A 22,552-nucleotide genomic window follows, 5' to 3' on the forward strand; every position below is an offset into this window, starting at 1 on the left:
CTATTCAGTTCAATCAGTATTCCTGGCGCATCATTGCTTGGCTTGTAGCGAAGAGACATCGATGCGCTGGATGGCGAGGGTAAAGGGGGTTGGGTTGCCTTTCCGCCAGAGCTCCAGAGTGACGGTGCTCCCAGGCTCGCCGCGCAGCCGCATCACGGCTTGGCCTGCGGAAAGGCTTTTGACTGCCACGCCGTCTATGGCCAGTATTTCATCCTCGTCGCGCAATCCCGCCTCAAAGGCCGGGGTTCCCGGCTGCACGCGCACTTTCAAGCGTCCCTGCCAGCCGTATTGAACCATGGAGAAACCGCCATCCCACCATAAGGTGAGTCCATAGAGTGCCACGCCCAGGCCGCCTTTTCCGAGGGGGCCGTAGAGCGTATCTTCCGCTGTTTTCTTCCCGACGGCAACGACGCCGCCGCAACTGTCGTCGCCCAGAAGGGACATTTGCGTGGAGGCCTGGTAGCTTGTGCTCTCATGGTGCAGGACGATCTTGCCCTCGCGGTCGTTCAGTTCGCCGGTGGCCTCCGAGGTGTCCGGGGGGATCATGCATTTGTCCGCGCGCAGACCTCCACGGCTCCAGGTGCCGGCGAGACGGTTGCCCTGCAGGGTAAGCTGGTATTCCGCCGGGGAGTACCCCAAAACCGGGACATCGCCGACCAGGGAATAGGTGGAGCGCACTTCGTCTTCCGGCACCCGCCGCTCGTCGGTTTTAAGGGTCAGCCGGTTGCCGTTGAGCGTCAGGCGGTACAAGGAACCGTCCTGTCCCACCCAGAGTCCCACCCGCGCCTGGGCCTTGGCTGCCAATTCCCTCCGGAATTCGAGTTTGACAATTTCATCGCGCACACTTTGCGCGTCCTTGGCGTCTGGGGCAAGGGTCAGGTATTGGCGAAAGCTGGCCATGGCCTCGTCATTGCGTCCCAACTGGGTCTGGGCCTTGCCCAGGTTGAACCAGGCAATGGCCATCTGCGGGGCAATCTCGGTGGCCATGCGGAACTCGTCTTCAGCCAGGGCCAGGTCATCATTGGATTTGGCTATTTCAATGGCGGCCATGCCGCGAAGCATATGGCGCCGGGCATCTTCCGGCGTGCCGGTGGCGCGGGGTTTTTGCACTACCGTTGGTTGCGGCGCAGCAGTATGGGCCGGGGCGGTCGGCGCCACCGGATTTGGCGCCGCCTGTGCCCTGGCGCTTGGCGTGGTCGCATTCTGGGCAAGGGACTGCGGCGCGGGTGGCTGTTCCACCGCGCATCCGGCCAGCAAAAGGGTGGCTATGCTCCACAAGAAGATGGGATTGCGCATTGTGCTCCTCCGGGGTTGGTACTTAAAGGCATAGTGGCTGCGCCACGGGATTATCGTTTCGTGGTTCCGGACTCCTCGTCAAACACCGGGCATTTCCGCTCGGGCGTGTAATTGGTGTAAATCTTGTCGCTGTAGTCCTTGTGGCAGGGCAAACATTGCCCCACCCGCAGGATGCGGGCCAGCTCTCCCTTGTTGAAGGGGCGCAGGTCGGGCCGGGCGCTTTTCTGCAGCGGCTTGCCTTCGATATCCACATAGCCGTCCAGCGGCGGAGTCGGGCCTGCCTCGGTTTGCAGCCCCTGATCAACCCCGCTGAAACGCCACTGCCCCTTTTCCTTCCAGGCCGTGCCCTCGCCCAGTCCCACGGTCTTGGTGGAGGTGTGGCAGTCGGCGCAGGCGCGGCCCGCCTTTTGGGTGGTGTGGGGGCTTAAGGCCGCCATGGTCAGCGAGTTGAAGGAGCCTGCCGGTTTGCCCTGTTTGTCGATGAGGGTCACGACATCCTGGCAACCGGGGGTGACGGTGACGATCTTATCCTTCCACACGGCCAGCATGGGTTTTTCGTAGCGGAGGTAGGAGCGGCCTTCCTCCCACCAGCCATCGGTTTCCTTGCCGGTCAGCTTGTCGAGATGGGTGTCGCGCATGTCCCGCTTGGCGTGGCAACCGTAGCATTGCGGAATCCAACTGGAATGACAGGAGGCGCAGCCCATGCGTTTGTGGCCCTGGTAGTCGCAGATCCCTGCCTTGGGCGGGTTGAGGGGATGTTTTTTCTCGTCGAGTTTCCCGGTCAGCACGAAGCGGCCATCGGGTTCCTGCTTGATATTGTTCATCTTTTTATTTTTTCTGGTTGTCCCGGGCGCACCGTTGTTGGTGTGGCAAAGCTCGCAGGAGATCTCCAGCGCCTGCTCGTAATGGGCGTAATTGGTGCCGTCGCCCATAATCTCGTCGCGGGTGTGGCAGTCGATGCAGGCCATGCCCTGCTGGTGGTGGATGTCCGCGGGCAGATCGAGATAGTAGCGGTCGCCGGGCAGCTCTTTTTTCGATGGCCCGCCGTGTTCGTAGGGGGTGCCGTAGCTCTCTCCCTCGTAGACCCCGATGAAGGAGGTGCCCACCCTGCCGCTCCGGTTATGGCAGCGGATGCAATTTTCCATGGGCACCTTTTTGTTAATGAGCGGGTGCGGCTTTTTTTTGTCCTGTCCGAACCGGAAAAAGGTTTCCCAGGGCCGGATGGCTTTAGGCGCCTGGGGCCGGGTGTAATGGCAGGCCGTGCAGCCGCCGCCCTTCTCGCCGAAGAACCCCTCCAGGTCGCCTTTTTCCTTCCAGAGATGGCAGGTGGCGCAGAGCTTGCGGTAATAGTCGATGGCCAGCGAGGTCTTGCCGGTTTTGATCAGTTCCTCCACCGAGAAGGCGCCGTTTTGATCCGGGGCCTCGCCCCAGTAGTGGAGCAGGGTGGCGAGAATGCCCCGGTTGGTGGCCATGAGCGAGTTTTTCACCTTTTTGACATCCTGGGCGTGGCATCCTTCGACCCCGCAGGTTTTTTCCACCACCCGCAGGTCGCCGGGGTTCTTGACAATGCCCCTGTGCCCCCCCTTCTTGTCGATGGCCAGCGGATCGCCGAGATGGCAGGACGAGCAGCCCAGCACCTCCCGGCCATGGGCCGGGTCGAGCTTTTCCTCCTTGTGGCAGGAGAGGCACATCTCCACCTGGCCGTTGACCAGTTGGTAGAGTTTGTCCGGTCTTTTGGTCAGGTTCTCGCGGACCACCAGGGCCAGCACCACCAGGAGCAGGGAGAAAAGAAGCCAGCGCGGGGAGAAGGAAGGGAGCTTCATGGCAGGACGGTTTCCCGGTAGCCCTCGGCCGTCGGGTAACGGCGGCCCTGGCCGAAGGCCTTGGTCGTGACCTTGAGGCCGAGGGGGGCTTGTTTGCGTTTGTATTCGTTGATCCGGATGCGGCGGACCACGTCTTCCACCATTGGGCGGGCAAAGCCCATGGCCACGATCTCACCGATGGAGCGATGCTCTTCCAGATAGGCGGCCAGGATCGCGTCCAGCACCGGGTAGGGCGGCAGGTCGTCTTCGTCGCGTTGATTGGGGGCCAGCTCGGCGCTGGGGGGCTTGTCGATGGTGCGAAAGGGGATGATCTCCCGGCTCTGGTTGAGATGCCGGCACAGACCGTAGACCAGTTGCTTGGGCACGTCGGAGATCACGGCCAACCCGCCGCTCATATCGCCGTACAGGGTGCAGTAGCCCACGGCGTTTTCGCTCTTGTTGCCGGTGGAGAGCAGCAGTCGCCTCTGCTTGTTGGCAATGGCCATGAGCAGATTGCCCCGGATGCGGGCCTGGATGTTCTGTTCGGTGACATCTTCCGCAGCCCCGGCAAAGACTGGGGCCAAGGCGGCGAGATAGGCTTCGAACAGACCGGTGATGGGCAGAACGGTAAAATCGATCCCCAGATTTTTGGCCAACTGTTCGGCATCCTCCAGGCTTTCCGGCGAGGAGTAGGGCGAGGGCAGGGCCACCCCCAGCACGTTTTCCGGCCCCAGGGCGCGGCTGGCAATGGCCGCGGTCAGGGCCGAATCCACCCCGCCGGACAACCCGATGACCACCTTGGAAAAGCCGCATTTTGTCACATAGTCGCGGGTGCCCAGCACCAGGGCCTCGCAGACCTCGCCGGTTTCCTGCCCCGCCTCGGCCCTGCCGGGCGCACCGTGGATCTCCCCTTGCCAGGTTGCGGTGTCGACCACCACCAGGTCTTCGGCAAACCGGACGGCTTGGGCTACAACCGCGCCGTGTTTATCCAGGGCGACGCTGCCGCCGTCAAAGATCAGGGAGTCCTGGCCGCCCACCTGGTTGACGTAGATGAGCGGAAGAGCGTGGCGCTGGCAGAGGTTGGCGAAGATCTTGTGCCGGATACCGCCCTTGCCCAGATTGAAGGGCGAGGCTGCCAGGTTGATCAGCAGGTCCACGGGGGTGTCGGCCTGGGCCAGCATGGCAGCCACCGGATCGGTGGCATAGAGGGGGTGGGGAAAGAGGCTGGTGTCGTTCCAGATATCCTCGCAGATGGTGACGCCCAGGCGCAGCCCCTGGTAGCGAAAGGTTCCGCTGCCGCTGCCCGGCTCGAAATAGCGGGCCTCGTCAAAGACATCGTAGGTGGGAAGGAGCTGCTTGTGGGTGGTGAACAGTACCTCGCCGTCGGCAAAGAGCACCCCGCTGTTGTGCAGGGGTTTGCCCATGGGGGTGGGGTTGCGGGTGACCAGGCCGCAGACCACGCCGATGCCGATGCCGTGGGCTGTTGCCACCATCTGGGCAAAGGCCCGGTCCTGATCGTCGAGAAAGGCGGGGCGCTCAAGCAGATCCTGGGGCGGATAGCCGCTGACGGCAAGCTCCGGCAGGATGGCAAGCTGGCAGTCCGCGGCCCTGGCTTTTTTCAGCCAGTCCGCGATCCGGGCGATATTTCCGGCAAAGTCGCCGATAACCGGATTGTATTGGATGAGGGCGATTTTCATGGCCGCCATCATAGCATACTCCCTTGGGAAAGGGGATGGAAAAAGGTCCGTCCCACCGTTGTCCGCCCATCATTTTGCTTGCCAAGGAATGGTTTGTTTGGCTAAGCTAAGAGCCGTTCTCGACACGCCCATGGGCAGGGGTATTGTGCCGCAACGATTTGCCTGAAACCGCATGGCCGCCCTTACGCGGACAACCCCTGCCGGCTGGCCATCTCCGGCCGCCGCTTTCCCTCAATCAGGAGTCTCCTTGAAAAAATACTTTGTTCTCGATACCAACGTTCTCTTGCACAATGCCGATTCCATCACCTCTTTCGCCGACAACACCGTGGTTTTGCCCATGTCGGTCATCGAAGAGCTGGACAAGTTCAAGAGCCATAACGACGAATTGGGCCGCAATGCCCGGCATGTGATCCGCCAGCTCGACGCGCTGCGCCAGAAAGGCAAGCTCGGCGAAGGGGTGCCCATGGAGGGCGGCGGCGCTTTGTGGATTTACATGGAAAAGGGCCAATGTGTCGACACCGGGTTGGACATGCATGTGGCGGACAACCGGATCCTGGCCGTGGCCTTCACCCTTCTGCAAAAAGGGGAAAAGGTCATCTTTGTTTCCAAGGACATCAATGCCCGGCTCAAGGCCGATGCCATCGGCATCGAGGTGATGGATTTCGAGAAACAGAAGGTCAATATCGACGAGCTGTACCGGGGCCAGCGGGAATTGCTGGTGCCGGGGAGTGTGATCGACGAATTCTATCAGAAGAAAGAGGTGTCCAGCGAGGGCCTCAATCTGATGCCCAACGAGTTTGTTCTCCTGCGCGATGAAAACGATGAAAAGCACACCGCCCTGACCCGCGCCCGGGAGAACGAGATGCTGGTCCCCTTGCAGGAGGAATACGAAACGGTCTGGAACATCCGTTCGCGCAGCAAGGAGCAGCGCATGGCCTTTGAGCTGCTGATGGACCCGGCCATCCAGTTGGTGACCCTGGTGGGGCAGGCGGGCACCGGCAAGACCCTGCTGGCCCTGGCCGCGGCCCTGGAATGCGTGCTCTCCCTCAAGCGCTACGACCGGATTCTGGTTTCCCGGCCCATCATCCCGCTGGGCAAGGATCTGGGCTACATGCCCGGCGACAAGGATGAAAAGTTGGCCCACTGGATGCAGCCCATTTTCGACAACCTTACCTATCTGATGGCCGACGGCACCAGGCGCAAGGAGCACGAAACGGACGAATCGGCCAAGCAGAAGGTGGACAAGCTCCTCCAGGCCCATGTGGTGGAGCTGGAGGCCTTGACCTATATCCGGGGCCGCTCCATCCCCAGGCAGTTCGTGATCGTGGACGAGGCCCAGAACCTGACGCCCCATGAGGTGAAAACCATTATCAGCCGCGCCGGGGAAGGAACCAAGATGGTGCTCACCGGCGACCCCTACCAGATCGACAATCCCTATCTCGACACCAGCAGCAACGGGCTGACCTATGCGGTGGAACGGTTGAAACAGCAGAAGATTCACGGGCACATTACCCTGCTCAAAAGCGAGCGGAGCCTTCTTGCCGCGATAGCCGCCGATTTTTTGTAGCACCTGCTTGTTCTTTTGTCGGCTTTGACTATAGTATTTCAACCTGCCGGTTTGTTTTTAGTCTTCAACGTTGCGAGGTCCACCCGTGGAATTTGAACCAAAATGGATAGCCTGGGAGATCACCAGGCGCTGCAATCTCAAGTGCGTGCATTGCCGCTCCTCCTCCGGGCTTGAGGCAAAAGGGCACCCCGATTTCACCCTGGCCGAGGCCAAACGGGTGCTCGACGATATCGCCTCCTACGGTAAGCCGGTGGTGGTGCTTTCCGGCGGCGAGCCGCTGCTGCGGCCCGATGTGTTCGAGATCGCCCAATATGGAACCGACCTGGGGCTGCGGATGTGTCTGGCCACCAACGGCACCCTGGTGACCCAGGAGATCTGCGTCAAGATCAAGGCTGCCGGGATCAAAATGGTATCGCTCAGCCTGGACGGCGCCAGCGCCGAGGTGCACGACGATTTTCGCTGCCAGCCCGGCGCCTTTGCCGGCACCCTCAACGCGGCAAAGCTCTTCAAGGAGAACGGGATTTCCTTTTTGATCAACTCCTCCTTTACCAAGCGCAATCAGGAGGAGATCCCCAAGATCTACCATCTGGCCAAGGAGCTTGGCGCCACGGCCTGGTACATGTTCATGATCGTGCCCACCGGCCGGGGCGAGGATATCATGGATGAATTGATCGCCCCTGAGGATTACGAAAAGCTCCTGGTCTGGCATTACGAGATGGAAAAGAGGGAAAAGGATATCCTGGTCCGGCCCACCTGCGCCCCCAACTATTACCGGGTCGTGCTCCAGCAGGCCAAGGAGCAGGGCGATGACTATGAGCGCCGGACCCTGCAGTTTTCAACGGGCGGCTCCAAGGGGTGTCTGGCCGGGCAGCTCATCTCCCTGATCGATGTGGACGGCAATGTGCTGCCGTGCAGCTATTTCCCCATGGCCGCCGGCAACATCCGCGAGAAATCCTTCAAGGAGATCTGGGAGCATTCGGAGCTTTTTCACGATCTGCGCAATTTCAAGGCGTACAAGGGGCGCTGCGGCTCCTGCGAGTATGTCAATGTTTGCGGGGGATGCCGGGCCAGGGCCTATGCGGTGACCGGCGACTACATGGCCGAGGAGCCTTACTGCACCTACATACCGCTCAAGATGAGAACTGAGGAGAAATGAAAGAATGAACGATACCTTTTTGAAGGCCTGTCGCGGTGAGAAGACCGAATATACCCCGGTGTGGCTCATGCGCCAGGCGGGCCGTTATCTGCCCGAGTACCACGCGGTCCGCAGCAAATACACCTTTCTGGAGATGTGCAAAACCCCGGAGGCCGCGGCGGAGGTGACCATCCAGCCCGTGGATATCCTGGGGGTCGATGCGGCCATCCTTTTTTCCGATATTCTGGTGCCCCTGGAAAAAATGGGCGCCCCCCTGGAATTCCACGAAAAGCGGGGGCCGGTTTTCCTGGAGCCGATCCGGGACCGGGCCGGGATGGAGAAGCTGCATGTGCCCGACCCCGAAGCGGAGCTTGGTTATGTCATGGAGACCATCCGCATCCTGCGCCGGGAGCTGGCCGGCAGGGTGCCGCTCATCGGGTTTTCCGGGGCGCCCTTCACCCTGGCCACCTATCTCATCGAGGGCGGCTCGTCCAAGAACTACTTTTTGACCAAGAAGATGATGTACACCGATCCGGCGCTGTATGCTGATCTGCTGAACAAGATCACCGACTGCACCACCCTGTACCTCAAGGCCCAGGCCGCAGCCGGGGCTCAGGCGTTGCAGATCTTCGACTCCTGGGCCGGGGTGCTGGCGCCCAATGATTTTGCCGAGTTCGCCATTCCGTATGTGAAACGGATCATCGCCGCCCTCAGGGCGGACGGCGTGACCGTGCCCATCATCTATTTCGCCAACAACGGCGCGACCCTGCTGCCCCAGTCGCTGGAGAGCGGGGCCGACGTGCTGGGGCTCGACTGGCGGATTACGCTTGACGAGGCGGTGAAGGTGGTGGGGCAACGGGTGTCGCTCCAGGGCAACATGGACCCCATCGCCTTGCTGTTGCCGCCGGCCAAGATGGAAAAACTGATCCAGAACATCCTCGATCAGGCCAAGGGCGCGCGGGGCCATATCTTCAACCTCGGTCACGGCATCGTCCCCGAGATCCCGCCGGAACAGGCCAGGTTCTTTGTCGAGGCGGTGCATCGGCTGAGCAGAAAAGGATAAGCGGGTGATTCCCTCCGTTGCCCAATGTTTTGCGCTGATGGAGCAGTATGCGATGCTGCCCAATATCCGGGAGCATTCCCTGATGGTCGGCAGGGTGGCCGGGCTCATCGGCAGCGGGTTGAGGCGGGCCGGCCGCCCGCTTTCCCTGGAGCTCATCGTCAGCTCCGCCCTGTTGCACGACATTGCCAAAACCGCCACCCTGGAGACGGCGTTGCGCCACGATGAATTGGGAGGGGAAATCTGCCTGCAACATGGCCTTGACGAGCTGGCCGAGATCGTGGCCGAGCATGTGGTCCTGAAAGGCGCTTTGCCCGAGTGCTGCACGGAAAAGGAAATCGTCTATTACGCGGACAAACGGGTGCTCCACGACCAGGTGGTGCCCCTTGAGGCGCGCCTCGACTATATCATCCGCCGCTATGGCAACGAAGACGAGGTTCTCCACGCCAGAATCCGGCAAAACTTCGCCCAGGCCCATGCCATTGAGGCGCGGCTTTTCGCCGGGCTTGATTTTTCTCCGGCCGAGCTGGAGCAACGGTTACGCCGGGATTTTTTCCCGCTGGAGGCGTTTGGCACATGAAAGAACCCATCGGCGTTATTCTCCTCAATCTCGGCGGGCCGGAAACCCTCGCCGACGTGGAGCCGTTTCTGGTCAACCTCTTTTCCGACCGCACCATCATCCGGCTTTCCCCTTTCCCTTTTTTGCAGAAATTCATTGCCCGCAGGATCGCGGCCAAACGTGCGCCGAAGAGTTGCGAAGCGTACCGGTTGATCGGCGGTGGCTCGCCCCTGGCGGGGATTACCGGCGAACAGGGAAGGGGGTTGGCAGAGGCCCTGGCCACGGACGGTAATTTCCAGGTGCGCATGGCCATGCGCTACTGGCGGCCGGGAGCGGAAACGGCCCTGGCGGAATTCGCCCAGGCCGGGATCCGTCGCATTGTGGCCCTGACCCTGTATCCCCATTATTCCCGCGCCACCACCGGCTCTTCGCTGGATGATCTGCGCCGGGCCATTGCTGCCTCGGGGCACGCCTTTGAGCTTGCCGAGATCCGGGAATGGCCGGATCAGCCTGACTATGTCGGCTGCCTGGCGGAAAGCATCAGCAACGGGATGGCGGGATTCGGCGGAGAACCGGTGCAGTTGGTCTACAGCGCGCACAGCCTGCCGGTCTCCTTCATCCGCGAAGGCGATCCCTATCTGGATCAGATCAAGCGAACCATCGCGGCGGTGGAAAAAAGCACCGGCATGGCGGGGCGCTTGTGCTTTCAGAGCCGCAGCGGCCCGGTGGAGTGGCTCACCCCTTCCACCCCGGAGATGCTGGAGCAATTGGCCGGGGAAGGGATAAAAAATGTTCTGATGGTGCCGATCAGCTTTGTCTCCGACCATGTGGAGACCCTCTACGAGATCGATATCCAGTATCGGGAGCAGGCTAAAGAGCTCGGCATGCGGCTTGAACGCACCGACTCCCTCAATACCCATCCCCTTTTCATTGCAGGGCTGGCCACGCTGGTGAAGGATACCTGCGCAAAGCAGGGTTGGCTCTGATTTCCTTCTGCTGTTTTTTCGCGATATTTTCGCCCTGATACGCGATCGCGTATCGCTCTTTTCTTCCGGCACGGCATGATTTTTTATTTCGTTTCGGCGTGCTGCAAGTCCAATTTCCCCACACGTAAAGAATTGTGCGCCCATGCGGCATATGGTCGCAGGAACAGTGGCCAGTTCCTGACCACCCTCTCCCAAGAAAATGATGGGCCGGGAGGGAGTGGTGGTGGTGATGTTTAAACTTCTTGTGAAAAAACAATGAGTTATTGTTGTAAATTTCCTTGTGGTACCGTTCTTGCTATCCCTGAAGAAGAAATGGGCGCGGGTGCTTTTTGCGTTATTCCGTGGCGACAAGCGTCCACACTGTTCACCGTATTGGGAAAGTTTTGCGGACCTCACCAGAGAAGGATACGGCTACCGCCGTGTCGCTCTATCAACTCCAGGATGAACATAACGAGATGGGAAAAATGAGCATAGCACAAACAAACAGCAATGATCGTCGGTCTCTCGTCCGCATGCCGTTCAATCTCAAGTTCCGTATCCGGGAAGACAGTGGCCGGCGAACCTTTCTTGCCACAAGCTGCGATATCCATCCTTGCGGGATCCAATTGGAAACCGATGCACCGGTCGCCCCGCAGATGGATGTGGAGCTGTGGCCGGAGGATAACATCCTCGACAGCTATTATGTGCACGGCGAGATCAGTTGGGTCAAAACGTTGAACGACAGCGGCAAGATGTTGTGCGGGATCAATTTCAAAAGGCGGGTTGACTGGAATATTCCCCTGCCGGTTCTCACCAAAACCTACACCAGCCCAAAGGGTTCCGGAGTGATGACCTCCACGGATTTTATTCTCGACAGCATTGTGGATGGGGTTTTCAGCGTTGATCAGAACTGGCGGCTTACCTCATTTAACAGGGCCGCCGAGGAATTGACCGGGTGGAAGCGCGAAGATGCCCTGGGCAAAACCTGCAAAGAGGTGTTCAAGTCCAATTGTTGCGGCACGGACTGCGTGCTCGCCGAGAGCATCGATTCAAAAAAACCGGTGGAAAACAAGTCTGTTTTCATTACCCACGCCAATGGCACCCGGATCGGCGCCACGATCAGCGCCACGCCCCTGTTGGATAATAAAAATAACGTGGTGGGCGGTGTTCAGGTTTTTCGGAGCGCCAAGGCCTCCATACACCGGGCGGTGATTCTCGACAACATTGCCGATGGTGTGTTCACTGTGGACACCAATTGGCGGGTCACCTCTTTTAACAAGGCGGCGGAACGGATTACAGGTTTGCCGCGGGAGGTGGCGATCGGCAAGCCGTGCAGCGAAGTTTTTCATGCCAGCATCTGCGGGAATTCCTGCGCCATAGCGTGCAGCATCAGCACCGGCAAGCCGGAAACCAATCGTTGCATAACCATCTGCAATGTGGATGGGGCCAGGGTGCCGGTGTCCATCTGCGCCGCGCCCATGTACGACAGCAACGGCAACTTGATCGGCGGAGTGGAAACCTTTCGGGATCTGCGTGTGGTCAAGGCGTTGCAGAAAAAGATTTTTCAGCGGGAACGGTTGGGCGATATGATCAGCAAAAGTGCGTCCATGAAGAAAATTTTTGATATCTTGCCGCAGATTGCCCAGAGTGAAAGCAATGTGCTCATTCTCGGCGAATCCGGAACAGGCAAGGAGCTGATTGCCTGGTCATTGCACAACATGAGCGAGAGATGCAAGGGGCCTTTCGTTGCCGTCAACTGCGGAGCCCTGCCGGACACGCTCCTGGAATCGGAACTCTTCGGCTGCAAGGCCGGCGCTTATACCGATGCCAAGCAGGACCGTCAGGGGCGTTTTGCCGCAGCGGAGGGGGGTACTCTTTTCCTCGACGAGATCGGCGATATCTCGCCGGCCATGCAAGTCAAGTTGCTCCGTGTCCTTGAGACCAAATGCTATGAGCCTTTGGGCTCCAGCCGGACGATAAAGGCCAATGTCCGCATCGTGTCCGCGACCAACCGCGATGTGGAACTGCTGGTCCAGGAGGGCAAGTTCCGGGACGATCTCTTTTACCGCTTGAACGTGGCAAAGCTGGAGCTGCCGCTCTTGCGGGAACGGGCCGTGGATATCCCGCTGCTGGTGGAGCATTTTGTCGAAAAACTCAATGCCGAGAAAGATCGCGATATCGGCGGGGTGTCCGAAGAGGCTCTGCGGATATTGATGGCCTATGATTTCCCTGGTAATATCAGGGAGTTGCAGAATATTATCGAATATGCCTTCATCCTGTGTCCGGGCGGCCTGATCCAGCCGGATCATCTGCCCTCGCCGCTGGCCGCGCAACTGGACCCGGTGATGGGGGGGATGGACCTGAACAGGCCGCTGCCCCTTACTCAGATCGAAAAAAGGGCCATCCTTAGCGCCTTGACCCGCAACGGCTGGCGGCGCATGGCAACCTGCAGGGAACTGGGCATTTCCAAGGATACCTTGCGTCGCAAGATTGCCCAGTTTGGCTTGGATGTTCAGGAGGAGTTGGCGGAGGCGTGAGATGAGGGCCTGAATTTCGCCTGACTCCGGAAGGTGGGGGCGAAAAGAAGATGTGTGATGACCCCGGGATTTGCGAGAGATGCAGAGGCCCTTACTGTCGGTGCGATGCCGAAAAGTAAGGGCTTTTTTATGCGCGCATGGCGGGTTGCTGCGGCAACAGGGGCAGAAAAATCGTAAACACCGCGCCGCCGTCGGGACTGTTATTGCCGGTGACCATGCCGCCGTGATATTCGATGATCTTTCTGACATTGGCAAGTCCCAGGCCGGTGCCGCCTTCGCGGGTCGTGAAGAAAGGCTGAAAAAGACGGCCGATTTTTTCCGGGTTGATCCCCGGGCCATTATCCCGCACCAGAATAACCACCTGGTTTTCCTGGTCGTCCTGGCTTTGTGCGATCCGGGCCGAGATCTGCACGGTCCCTTCCTTGGGCGACCACTGGATGGCGTTCAAGATCAGATTGGTGAAGGCCCGGATGAACAATTCGACATCCACCACCAAGGGCAGATCATCGCCCAGGCTGTTGTTGATTTCCAAGATGACGCCCTTGTTTTTCTTTTCCTGGGCTATGGCAACAAGCGTTTTTTGCATGAGTTCCGGGAAGCTGCTCCGGCTCAGGTTGAGCTGTAAGGGTTTGCCGTAGCTCAACAGATCGTTCAGCATGGTTTCAAGGCGCAGCGACTGCTGGCAGGTGATTTCCGCCAGCTCGGAAAAAAGTGCGTCCTTGCTGCCCAAGTTTTGCTGAATCGTCTGGATGTTCATTTTTATTGAAGAGAGAGGATTGCGCATCTCATGGGCGATACTGGAGGTCAGTTCTCCGATCGCCGCCAGGGATGCTGTTTTCGCAAGAGCTCTCTCGACAGCGACCTTCCGCAGCATCTCCTCTGTTTTTTTGCGCTGGGTGATGTCGTTGACCACGCAGATTATCGCCTCGATTTCCCGGTCAGGAGAGCGCATCACCGAACCGGAAAAAAGAGCGGGGATTTTTGTTCTCTGCCGGGTCATCAAGCAAATCTCCAGATTATTGACCTCTTCTCCCCGAGCGAGAACATTCAGCCCAAAATTTTTGAACACGGTGATTGTGTCGTTGCTGATGAATTCGTCAATCTGGCACCCCAGCAGCTCTTCTTCGGAAAAGCCCAAAAGTGTTGCGGCGTTGTTGTTGATTTTAATCAGGGTTCGGTCGGAGGAAAGGACCATGAGGCAACCGCTCATGTGTTTGATGATGTTGTCCACATAGCTTTTGGAAACCATGGTCTGTTTGAGTTCTTCGGTCATGCTCCAGAAGGAGGCGGCCAGGTTGTTGATTTCGTCGTCCTGGTTGCCCTGGGGCGGACGAAGGATCTCCCTGGTTTGCGTAAAGCGGACCACCATTTCCTGTATGTGGGTGAGCGGTTCGATGAGTTGTCTATTGGCAAAACAACGGCTGATAAGAGTTGCGCTGATCAAAACCAGCACAAAAAGAAGGCCGAGAAACAGCGTGTTTGTCTGGGCATGCCGTCTTTCGTCCTGGATGTGCTGCTCAACGCTATGGGCGAGGTGTTGGGATAGATCGAGAAAATCATTGAGCAAGCGGGTTTGCATGTTGCCGAGGTGTTGGACTTTTTGCTGCAGTTCCAGAGAGGTTTCGATGGACTGCGTTCTGAGGTAGACCTCCGCCGCCAACTGATAGAATTCATTGTATTGCTTTTGCAGTTCATCAATAAGGGCTGCTTCGGGCGAAAAAATGGTGTTTTGATCGGACACCTTTTTCATCTGTTCCAGAAGCTGCAGAATTGTTGCGCTGAGATGGTTGCCCTCGATCGCCTGGTCGGTTTCCCCGGTCAGAAAGGCATTTTCATATTTGGCTATCTGGTTTTTGAAGGTGTTGACCGTTTCGTCGCTGAGCCGCGCCAGGGGGAAGTGGATGGTCTGCAGGGTTGCAAGCCTCTCGGCCTGCCTGCTGTTTGAGTAAAAGCTGGAAAGGGTGGCGATAAAGTATCCCACCAGCGCGATGAGCACACATATCCAGACTTTTGTTCTGATGTTGCCGGCAACAAAAAATATTTTGCTCAGTTTACAGTTCATGGTCCCTTTGCTGGCTGTTTGCCAGATAATTGTCGAGGTGTTCTTCCGTGAAACGGCAGAAGGTATTGCGTCCGGCCGCTTTTGCCAGGTACATGGCATAATCTGCTTTGTTTACCAAGATTTCAGTATGGGTGCCGTCTTTCGGAAACAGGCTGATTCCGATACTGACACCCAGGGTGCAATCAAATCCATTCGCGGCAACCGGGGCGGCGATGGTTTTCGTAATTTTCTTGGCGAGGATCTCGGCATCTGCGGGTGAATGCAAGGCATTGAGAATAATGGTGAATTCGTCGCCGCCCATCCTTGCCACCATATCTCCGGTGCGCACAACCTCTTGCAGTCTGCTTGCCACGGTTTTGAGAACCAGGTCGCCGATTTCGTGGCCCATGCTGTCGTTGATCGCTTTAAACTTGTCCAAATCGAGATAGAGCAAGGCAAAAATACGCTCTTCTCGCTGTGCTTCACGGATGGAGTTTTCCAGCTTCTCGAAGAAGAGATTCCGGTTGGCGACTCCGGTGAGGGCATCATAATGGGCCATCTTTTTCAGGGTATGTTCCGCTTTTTTCAGCTCGGTAATATCATTGAATACGCAGATAATCCCTTCCAGGGACCCCGCCTCATGGTGCATGGCCGATCCGGAAAAATGGGCGGGAAACCGGCGGCCGTTTTTGGTGAGGCAGGTGATTTCCCTGTCCTTCATCGGGCCATTTTTTTCCAGAGTGTTGATCAGGCTTGCGGAGAAAAGCGATTCGTCTTCCGGGGTAAGCAGGGTGGCGGCCATCTTGCCGAGCAACTCGTCTTCGTTGTATCCGAACATGGTCAGGGTCACTTGGTTCACGGTCTGGATGGTTCCGGAAGGGGAAACGACCACAAGCCCGCCGGTCATGTTTTTTATGATGTTGTCGACATATTTTTTAGAAACGGTGGTACTTTTGAGGTTTTGCGTCATCTCCCAGAAGGCCTTGGCCAAACGGCCTATTTCGTCTGTGGCGCCGGCCTGTTCCGGGCGAATGGCATCCTGGGTTCGGGAAAACGTGTGCACATTTTCCTGGAGTCTGGCCAGGGGGGTGATCAGCAGGCGATGGGCCACGCGGTCAATGATAAGAGTGACCGTCAGGAGCACCAGAACGAACAAGGTGCCGAGGAAGATGGTGCTCTTGAGTGATTTGGTCTTGTTTTCTTCGATTTCGCTGATAAGAAAGGTGTTCAGTCTTTTGTCGAGATCGGTGAATCCCGCAAGAAGGTGACGCTGTGATCTGCCAAGTTGGGCCACTTCTTTTTGCAGATCAAGGGAAGATTCCACCTCGGAGACATGGGCGTACACATTGCTTGCAATCTGCGCGTAATCCCGATAATCATCCCGCAGCTTTTGCACATAGGCCGGACTTACCTGGGGATGGGGAGAGTTTTTAATCGCCACCAGAAGCGTATCAAGCATGGTGGACAGGTCGGCGCTGAGCCCATCCGTCTGGGCGGCCAATTCGCTTTCCCCGGTGAGAAAGGCTTCTTCGTACCGCTCTGTCTGTTTCTTGAAGGTGTACAGGATATCGTTTCCCAGGGTTGCCTGGGGAAAATGAACCTGGACCAGTTTGGAAAGTCTGTCGTATTGCGACATGTTCAGATAGAAGCTCGCCATGGTCGCCACAAAATAGCCGATAAGGGCGACCAAAACGCAACGCCAGATTCTTGCACGGATGCTCCCGCCGCCACTCATCAGCGGGTCTCCACTTTTTTCACCTGTCGGTCCAAGGCGTCTTCGGTAATATAGCTGATGGCGTTCTTGTGTGTGCCAACATATGATTTCGCCGCCTCGTCATCCTTTACGGCAAGGGGCAGCATGCCGCCTCCGCTGTATAAAATCTTTTTCCAGTAGACGGAAAGTTGGACGGGTGGTTTCTGCAGCATGATCCTGGTGAATCGTTCATGGATCTCGTCATTGGTGTTCATGACAAGGGTAATGGGTAACTCGTTGCCCCATTTGGTTTTCTTGCCGAGAAAGATATCCTTCACTTCCTGGTGGGTTAACCTGTCCACGGGATTTTCCTTGTTCACCACGAGGATATAGTCCGCCGCCGTTGCGAAGAAAGTGCTTCCCAATAGCAGGCCGAGCGTGATCAGCAATATGTATGTGGTTCTTTTTAGCTTCAATTTTGTATTTTTCGTCTGCTAAACAATTCAATGGCATCCAGCGACACGGGAAGGGACGAACGGCGCCGTGCAGAGCCTTCGGGTGCGGTTGGTGCCGGGGGAGCCCACTTTTTTGTTATCGCGGCGCACCATTTTGCCGGTCTGGTATTGCCCCTGTCTCCAGGTCGAAATTATTCGCGGGACTGCGTATCGCTTCCGGCGTGGATGCCCCGGGCGGCGGAAGGTTCGGCGATCCTGCCGCTGGCGTTACGGTTTGCGGCGTATCCGCCGGTGCCGCGGGTGGAGTCCCGGTTTTCAGCCCCTTGGAGCCGGTAAAGGTCATGTCGAATTCCGTTTTGAGAATTTGGACACGATTGTTGAACAGGTCGGCAACAATGAGCCGTCCTTTCCGGTCAACCGTGATGGAGTTCGGAAAGTTGAACCAGAGCGGGCCGCTGCCGCGTCCGCCGAACTCGTAAAGATATTTCCCCGCCAGGTCGTAGGCCAGGATGGTGTGACGCATGTAATCAACGATGTAAATAATCTTGCGGCCTTCGTTGATGGCAATCCCTCGCGGCCGGCTCATTTTTCCGGTGGAGCCGCCCTTTTCGCCGAAACTGAACAGGAATTCTTCATTGGTCGCGTATACATAGACCTTGCTGGTTTCTTCGCTGAGGAAGAAAAGATGCCCATCGCTGTCCGTCATGATGTCGGTGATTGTGATCGGTTCCGATGCGGGGCCTCCTGATGATTCCGCTACGCGGACTCGAGCCTTTGGGCGAAGTTCCGGCGGCAGGTCAAGGAGGGCGGTTTCGGGGGAAGGTTCCGAAGGGGAGGGCGTTTCAAGGGCTTCTTTTTCGGTCGGCGAATTCTTGTCCGCAGTCTCCCGGACGATCTTCCGGAGAATCTTGTCCTTGGGCTTGAGCCAACGGAGAAAATTCCCGTCCCTGTCAAGGACCAGGACGCCGCGAATATTGTTGTCGACCAAATATATGTTGCCCGTCTTTCCCAGGGCGCCGCGAAAGGGGGAAAAATTTTCAGCTTCCGGAATAGTGTCGAAAAGGATCTCCTTGACCGGAAAAAAAGCGCCGTTCAGAATGGTTAGCCGCGGCGGATGGTCGGCCGACTTCCCCTGGCAGACAAAGATGTTTCCCTCCCTGGTGTCGAAAAAAACACTGTGCGGAGAATCAATGCCTCGTCCGGCTCCGAGGAAAAGGTGGGGGATGAAGTCGTTGTCATAAATGACAAAGCCTGTTTTTCCGCCATTGATGACGTATATTTCTTCCTGTTCCGGATCAAAGGCAACGGTGGATGGAAACCGTAACGGTTTGCCCTGGTTGTCATCGGTGAGGATGGTCACCACGCTCATTGGTTGTTGAACGGGAGCCGCCGCCGGCTCCTCTGCCCGGCAGCGGCCGGACGTGGCGGTAATGCAGAGGAGGCAGAATGCGAGGCAAAAACAGTGGCGTGCACAGCGTCCTGCCGCCCCTGCTGGGCGCGGAGATCTTGCGTGGGCGGTTATCGTGCGGAGGAAAAAGTATGCCATGAATAGGTTGCCTTATTAATAATGGCATTGACTGCAGATATGGCCGCCCAGAATATCGCCGATCAGCAGGAACTTAAAATCAGAGCCGTGGGGGTTGTGGCAACTGGTGCAGGTGAATGAACGTTCCGGCCTGCGGGGGTCTTTTGCGCCCGAAACCGGATGCCCTCCCACCGGGTGTCCCCTGGTGACTCCCTTAAGGGTTGTGTGGCACCCCGTGCAAAGATCGTTGATCGGTTTATAGAGCTGGAAGGCATTGTTGGTGGCATGGGGATCATGGCAGGCGATGCAACCGATACCGTTTAAGATTCCGTGCACATAGTAGACGGGCTTTTTGCCGTTGACCAAGCTCTTTTTGTCTGTATGACAGGCGACACAAAGTTCGTCTTTGCCGGCAGCCCAAAGCTGGAATCGCTCGATGTCGCCATGGGGATTATGGCAAACCGTGCAATCCCCAGTGCCGACCGGGCCGTGAATGTGGCTTTTTTGAAGCCAGGATTTTTTGTTGACGTGGCAGCGGAAGCAGAGGTTTTCCGATTTCCCGCCGGGGATGGTGATTTTCAAAAGGGAGCCCGGCTCTTTATGGCAGGCAAGGCATTGTTTGTTGACGGCTGGTCCGTGTTGCCATGGAGTTTTCCCCAGAATATTTTTATGACAGGAAAAGCAGAGGGCTTGAGCCTCGCCGCTGAGGTTCTCCGAGAGCTTTATTTTTTTGGGGTCGTGACATTGGGTACAGCTCTCGGGCAGCACTTCAGTGCGGTGGAAAAGATAGGCGTCCTTGTCGTTGGGGTTGAAAGTCGACAGGGAACGCAAGGGTTTGTAGGTGATGGAAATATTTTTTCCGGAAGAGAGCAGCTCGAAGGAATTTTTGCCGGGCTTGAGCGGCACGTTGAAATGGAGATAATGGGAGCCCTGGGCGGCCCATATGCCGAGCGGTGCGTACAGGATATCGCCGCTTCTGACCCGGATCTGGCTGAGGCCCTTGTCGTCTTTTTGCCGGGCAATAATGGATATCGATGGAATTTTGGCATGGATGACGGCTTTTGCCGGCGGGTAGAGGATCTCAGGCTCTTCAGCCCAGGCGGCCGCAGGGAAAAAGAACGAGGCAAGCACAAGAAACAGCATGGCGCGCACTGTCCTGCTCTTTCGGGGCAACCGTTTGTCCGATGCGTGTTCCGGAGGATTTTTCATCTTCATCCCGTATTGTGTTGAGTGCATGTGGCTGGCAATTGAACTTCCACGGGATCACTCTTCAGCGTGTGCCTGCTTGTTGAGCAATTCATAGGCCTTGCGAAATTCCTGGGAGGCCTTTTCGTGGTCGGCTTTTTTGGCATAGAATGTGCCAAGGATATAATGTAAATGGTGGTTGCGATTGTTGCGAAAAACCATGGGCTGCAGGTCGGCGATAGCTTGGGCAACCTCTCCCTTTTCCGCCCGTATTTGCGCATTGCAGATTTCGCCCTCGAGAGAACTGGGATTCAGGGCCAAACCAGCGTCGATGGCGGTTTGCGCTTCCGCGAGTTTGCCGAGCTCTACGAGGACACAGCCTAGTTGGATATGGGCGTCGGCAAGCTTCGGAGAGTTTTTGATGGCCAGGGCATATTCCCTGGCGGCGGCATCGGGCTGACCTTTTTTAGCCAGGACGCGCCCCATGTTCAGGTGACGAGCGCCATCTTTCTCTTCCTTGCTTTTGTCGATCATGACCGGGTGGAGTTCGGCCTCAAATTGCGCCCGGTTTTTTTCGCCCAGCAGAATCTCAATTTCGCCCTTGAGCCTGCTTACCATCTCCTGGCTGTAGCCAAACCCATTGACCACCTTGCCCCCCTTGTCAACGAGCATTACCGCCGGCATTACCAGAAGGCCCAGGTTTTGGTAAGCGCTTTGATCCGAATCCAGATAGGTCGGGGAAGAGACTCCCGAGGCGGCTATAACCTCTTTCATGACCTCTGCAGAGTCTCCCTGGGCGTTGACCACCAGCAAATCGACCTGTTTTTCCCGGAAAAAAGGGGCCAGTTGCTGGAGCTGGTTCAGCGCTTGGGTGGACCGCTGTTTTTTTGTGGGTAGATCGGCGCCCCAGAAGGCGAGGACAGTAATACGGCCTCCCGGTTTGCCCACGGTAATTTTTTTGCCGGAATCACTCTGCGAGATTGTCGTGACAGGCAGCATGTCGCCGGGGTTGACCGACCGAAACGGGAAGGATTCCGCGGCCCCGGTGCTGAAAACGAAATAGAATGTTGCGAGGAAACTGAAAATGGCGGTATGGGAACGGACGTTCAATGGCGCACCTCTCTCCTTGTGTATGCTGAGCCGTGGCGGAATTCGGCCCGCATGCATTTAAATGCCATGGAAAATCAAGCAATGAAGAAAAGAGGTGAAAGGCTTTATGGCAATGGGGAATTACCATATAAGTTTCACATTTATACTCCTCTTGATTCGAATGATCAACAACTTAATTGTGAAAAAGATTCGAAAAAATTGGAGGATCTTTGCCCGTTCTGGAATCTTGACGGGTGTGCATATTTTGGGCGATGCGTGCTGGCAGTGTGGTTCACGTTGACCTGTTGCAAAAAGTGAGGTAGCCTTTTTTCGGTAAAAGGCTTTTTTTGTGTCATGGTTTGTGTTGTTTGCTCGGTAACTGGCCGGCTCAATGCCGGACAGTTACCGTTTCTGGAGGGTAACCCCGATGAAGGTGTTGATAATTGATGACGATCAGGCGCTATGCCGGTCGTTGCAGATTGCGCTTACTCTCAAGCGGCATGAGGTGCGTTGCTCTTTTTCGGCAGACGCGGGGGGGATTGAGGCGCAGGCCTTTTCTCCGGATATTGTTTTTCTTGATGTGAATCTCCCTGATCAGAGCGGGCTCAAAACCTTGCCGAAGCTGCTCGAGGGGCCTTGCCCGCCGACGGTTATCATCATGACAGGGGAATCCGACAATAATGCGGCGGTTGAGGCCATGCGGCGCGGCGCCTTTGAATACCTGCGAAAGCCGTTGGATATGGACGAGATCCGGGCCATCGTGACCCGGGTGGAGCGCCACCGCAGTTGGGTTGAGCCGGAGGGGAAAATTCCGGAAAAGGTTCTGTGCGAAGGCTTTGGTTTTGATATGATCGGCGCCCACCCCAAAGTAGTTGCGCTGCATAAAAAAATAGGGTTGTTGTCCAGAACCAAGGTGATTGTTCTCGTTCAGGGGGAGTCCGGAACCGGCAAGGAATTAGCCGCCAGAATCTTGCATCAGGCGGGCTCGCCCGGCAAACCGTTTGTTGCCGTCAACTGCTCGGCCGTGGTGCCGACTTTGCTGGAAAGCGAGTTTTTCGGCCATGAGAAAGGATCTTTTACCGGGGCCGACCGGTTGAAAATAGGAAAGCTTGAGTATGCCGACGGCGGTACGGTTTTTCTTGACGAGATCGGCGATATGGCCATGGATCTACAGGCCAAGTTGTTGCGGGTTTTGCAGGAAGAGGAGTTTGTCCGGGTCGGGGGGTTGGAACCTATCCCGCTTAAGGCGCGCATTGTGGCGGCTACCCATTGCGATTTGCGGCGGCTTGTCAGCGAAGGACGGTTCCGGGAGGATCTTTTCTACCGTCTGAGCGTGTCTTCGCTTCAGATGCCCCCGTTGCGGGAGAGGCGATCGGACATTCCCCTGTTGGCCGAGGCGCTGCTTGAAAAAATAACCGCGAAATTCCAGTGCTATAAGCCAACGCTCTCCGAGGATGCCCTGCAAAAATTGTTGGCCTATGACTGGCCGGGCAATGTTCGGGAATTGGAAAATGTTTTGACCCGGGCGGCTGTTTTGGCCGTCGATGCGGTGCTCACGGCCGAGGATTTGCAACTTGGTCCGGGCAAGGAAAGCGCGGCGGCGGAAGACTGCGGCGCCAGGCCGACCACTCTGGCTGAAGCGGAGAAGCGGCATGTCGAAAAAACGCTGGACAGCCTTCGGTGGAATATCACGAAGGTGGCCAAGCAGTTGGATATTTCCCCGACCACCCTCCGGAAAAAAATTGTCGATTATGAGTTGCTGAATCCCTTCGCCTGATCCGGTGGTCAGTTTCTGATTGTGCGCCCAACAGAAACTGACCATCTGCCGCTTGTTTTCATCTGCAAATTCCCGTCTTTGCTGAGTCTAAAAAAATAAATAGTTCCAGTACATCCTCATTTTTGCTTGACCGGAGCGGGTTTCGAGTGTCCGGCGGTTTTCATTTTTT

16 protein-coding genes are annotated in these 22,552 nt (G+C 57.1%); 7 read left to right on the plus strand and 9 right to left on the minus strand.

Annotation, left to right across the window (positions count from 1 at the left end):
- Positions 1-30 precede the first annotated feature (30 nt).
- From MWR57_RS13830 to MWR57_RS13840, 3 genes are read right to left on the minus strand one after another with little or no spacing between them, the layout of a single operon-like run.
- Positions 31-1,296, minus strand: coding sequence for a PDZ domain-containing protein (locus MWR57_RS13830; protein ID WP_423125411.1), 1,266 nt, complete (start codon positions 1,294-1,296; stop codon positions 31-33).
- Positions 1,297-1,346: 50 nt separating this feature from the next.
- Positions 1,347-3,119, minus strand: a complete 1,773-nt coding sequence (locus MWR57_RS13835) for a hypothetical protein (protein WP_423125412.1) — start codon at positions 3,117-3,119, stop codon at positions 1,347-1,349.
- On the minus strand, positions 3,116-4,807 hold the full coding sequence (locus MWR57_RS13840; protein ID WP_423125413.1) for an NAD+ synthase: 1,692 nt from the start codon (positions 4,805-4,807) through the stop codon (positions 3,116-3,118). The genes MWR57_RS13835 and MWR57_RS13840 overlap by 4 nt, the downstream gene beginning before the upstream one ends.
- A gap of 235 nt (positions 4,808-5,042) precedes the next feature.
- Between MWR57_RS13840 and MWR57_RS13845 the strand changes: the two genes are divergently transcribed.
- The 6 genes from MWR57_RS13845 to MWR57_RS13870 all read left to right on the plus strand — a co-directional run bounded on the left by MWR57_RS13845 (position 5,043) and on the right by MWR57_RS13870 (position 12,618).
- Positions 5,043-6,362, plus strand: a complete 1,320-nt coding sequence (locus tag MWR57_RS13845) for a PhoH family protein (protein ID WP_423125414.1) — start codon at positions 5,043-5,045, stop codon at positions 6,360-6,362.
- An 85-nt stretch (positions 6,363-6,447) separates the two neighbouring features.
- Entirely contained in the window at positions 6,448-7,518 is a 1,071-nt protein-coding gene (locus tag MWR57_RS13850; protein WP_423125415.1) for a radical SAM protein, read from the plus strand.
- Between the two features lie 4 nt (positions 7,519-7,522).
- Entirely contained in the window at positions 7,523-8,560 is a 1,038-nt protein-coding gene (gene hemE, locus MWR57_RS13855; protein ID WP_423125416.1) for a uroporphyrinogen decarboxylase, read from the plus strand.
- Positions 8,561-8,564: 4 nt separating this feature from the next.
- Complete coding sequence (locus tag MWR57_RS13860) at positions 8,565-9,137, plus strand: HD domain-containing protein (protein ID WP_423125417.1); 573 nt, start codon at positions 8,565-8,567, stop codon at positions 9,135-9,137.
- The gene (gene hemH, locus MWR57_RS13865; protein ID WP_423125418.1) at positions 9,134-10,102 is read left to right on the plus strand and encodes a ferrochelatase; all 969 of its coding nucleotides are present in this window, start codon (positions 9,134-9,136) and stop codon (positions 10,100-10,102) included. Before MWR57_RS13860 ends, hemH begins: the two co-directional genes overlap by 4 nt.
- 464 nt (positions 10,103-10,566) lie before the next feature.
- On the plus strand, positions 10,567-12,618 hold the full coding sequence (locus MWR57_RS13870; RefSeq protein WP_423125419.1) for a sigma 54-interacting transcriptional regulator: 2,052 nt from the start codon (positions 10,567-10,569) through the stop codon (positions 12,616-12,618).
- A 127-nt stretch (positions 12,619-12,745) separates the two neighbouring features.
- Here the strand turns inward: MWR57_RS13870 and MWR57_RS13875 are convergent, their stop codons facing one another.
- From MWR57_RS13875 to MWR57_RS13900, 6 genes are all read right to left on the minus strand, one after another.
- A complete protein-coding gene (locus tag MWR57_RS13875) occupies positions 12,746-14,680 on the minus strand; it encodes a sensor histidine kinase (protein WP_423125420.1) in 1,935 nt (644 codons plus the stop codon).
- A complete protein-coding gene (locus MWR57_RS13880) occupies positions 14,670-16,394 on the minus strand; it encodes a diguanylate cyclase domain-containing protein (RefSeq protein ID WP_423125421.1) in 1,725 nt (574 codons plus the stop codon). Before MWR57_RS13880 ends, MWR57_RS13875 begins: the two co-directional genes overlap by 11 nt.
- Positions 16,394-16,735 carry a substrate-binding domain-containing protein gene (locus MWR57_RS13885; RefSeq protein WP_423125527.1) on the minus strand — a complete coding sequence of 114 codons (342 nt, stop codon included), beginning with the start codon at positions 16,733-16,735 and terminating at the stop codon, positions 16,394-16,396. The genes MWR57_RS13880 and MWR57_RS13885 overlap by 1 nt, the downstream gene beginning before the upstream one ends.
- Positions 16,736-16,943: 208 nt before the next feature.
- Positions 16,944-18,176, minus strand: a complete 1,233-nt coding sequence (locus tag MWR57_RS13890) for a 6-bladed beta-propeller (RefSeq protein WP_423125422.1) — start codon at positions 18,174-18,176, stop codon at positions 16,944-16,946.
- Positions 18,177-18,368: 192 nt separating this feature from the next.
- The gene (locus tag MWR57_RS13895; RefSeq protein WP_423125423.1) at positions 18,369-19,475 is read right to left on the minus strand and encodes a cytochrome c3 family protein; all 1,107 of its coding nucleotides are present in this window, start codon (positions 19,473-19,475) and stop codon (positions 18,369-18,371) included.
- A gap of 120 nt (positions 19,476-19,595) precedes the next feature.
- Positions 19,596-20,627: a peroxiredoxin family protein gene (locus tag MWR57_RS13900; RefSeq protein ID WP_423125424.1), complete on the minus strand. Its 1,032-nt coding sequence runs from the start codon at positions 20,625-20,627 to the stop codon at positions 19,596-19,598.
- 406 nt (positions 20,628-21,033) lie between these two features.
- Here MWR57_RS13900 and MWR57_RS13905 point away from each other — a divergent pair, with 406 nt between their 5' ends.
- On the plus strand, positions 21,034-22,383 hold the full coding sequence (locus MWR57_RS13905) for a sigma-54-dependent transcriptional regulator (RefSeq protein WP_423125425.1): 1,350 nt from the start codon (positions 21,034-21,036) through the stop codon (positions 22,381-22,383).
- Positions 22,384-22,552 lie beyond the last annotated feature (169 nt).

Source organism: Hydrosulfovibrio ferrireducens (assembly GCF_046883345.1).
GTDB lineage: Bacteria > Desulfobacterota > Desulfobulbia > Desulfobulbales > Desulfurivibrionaceae > Thiovibrio > Thiovibrio ferrireducens.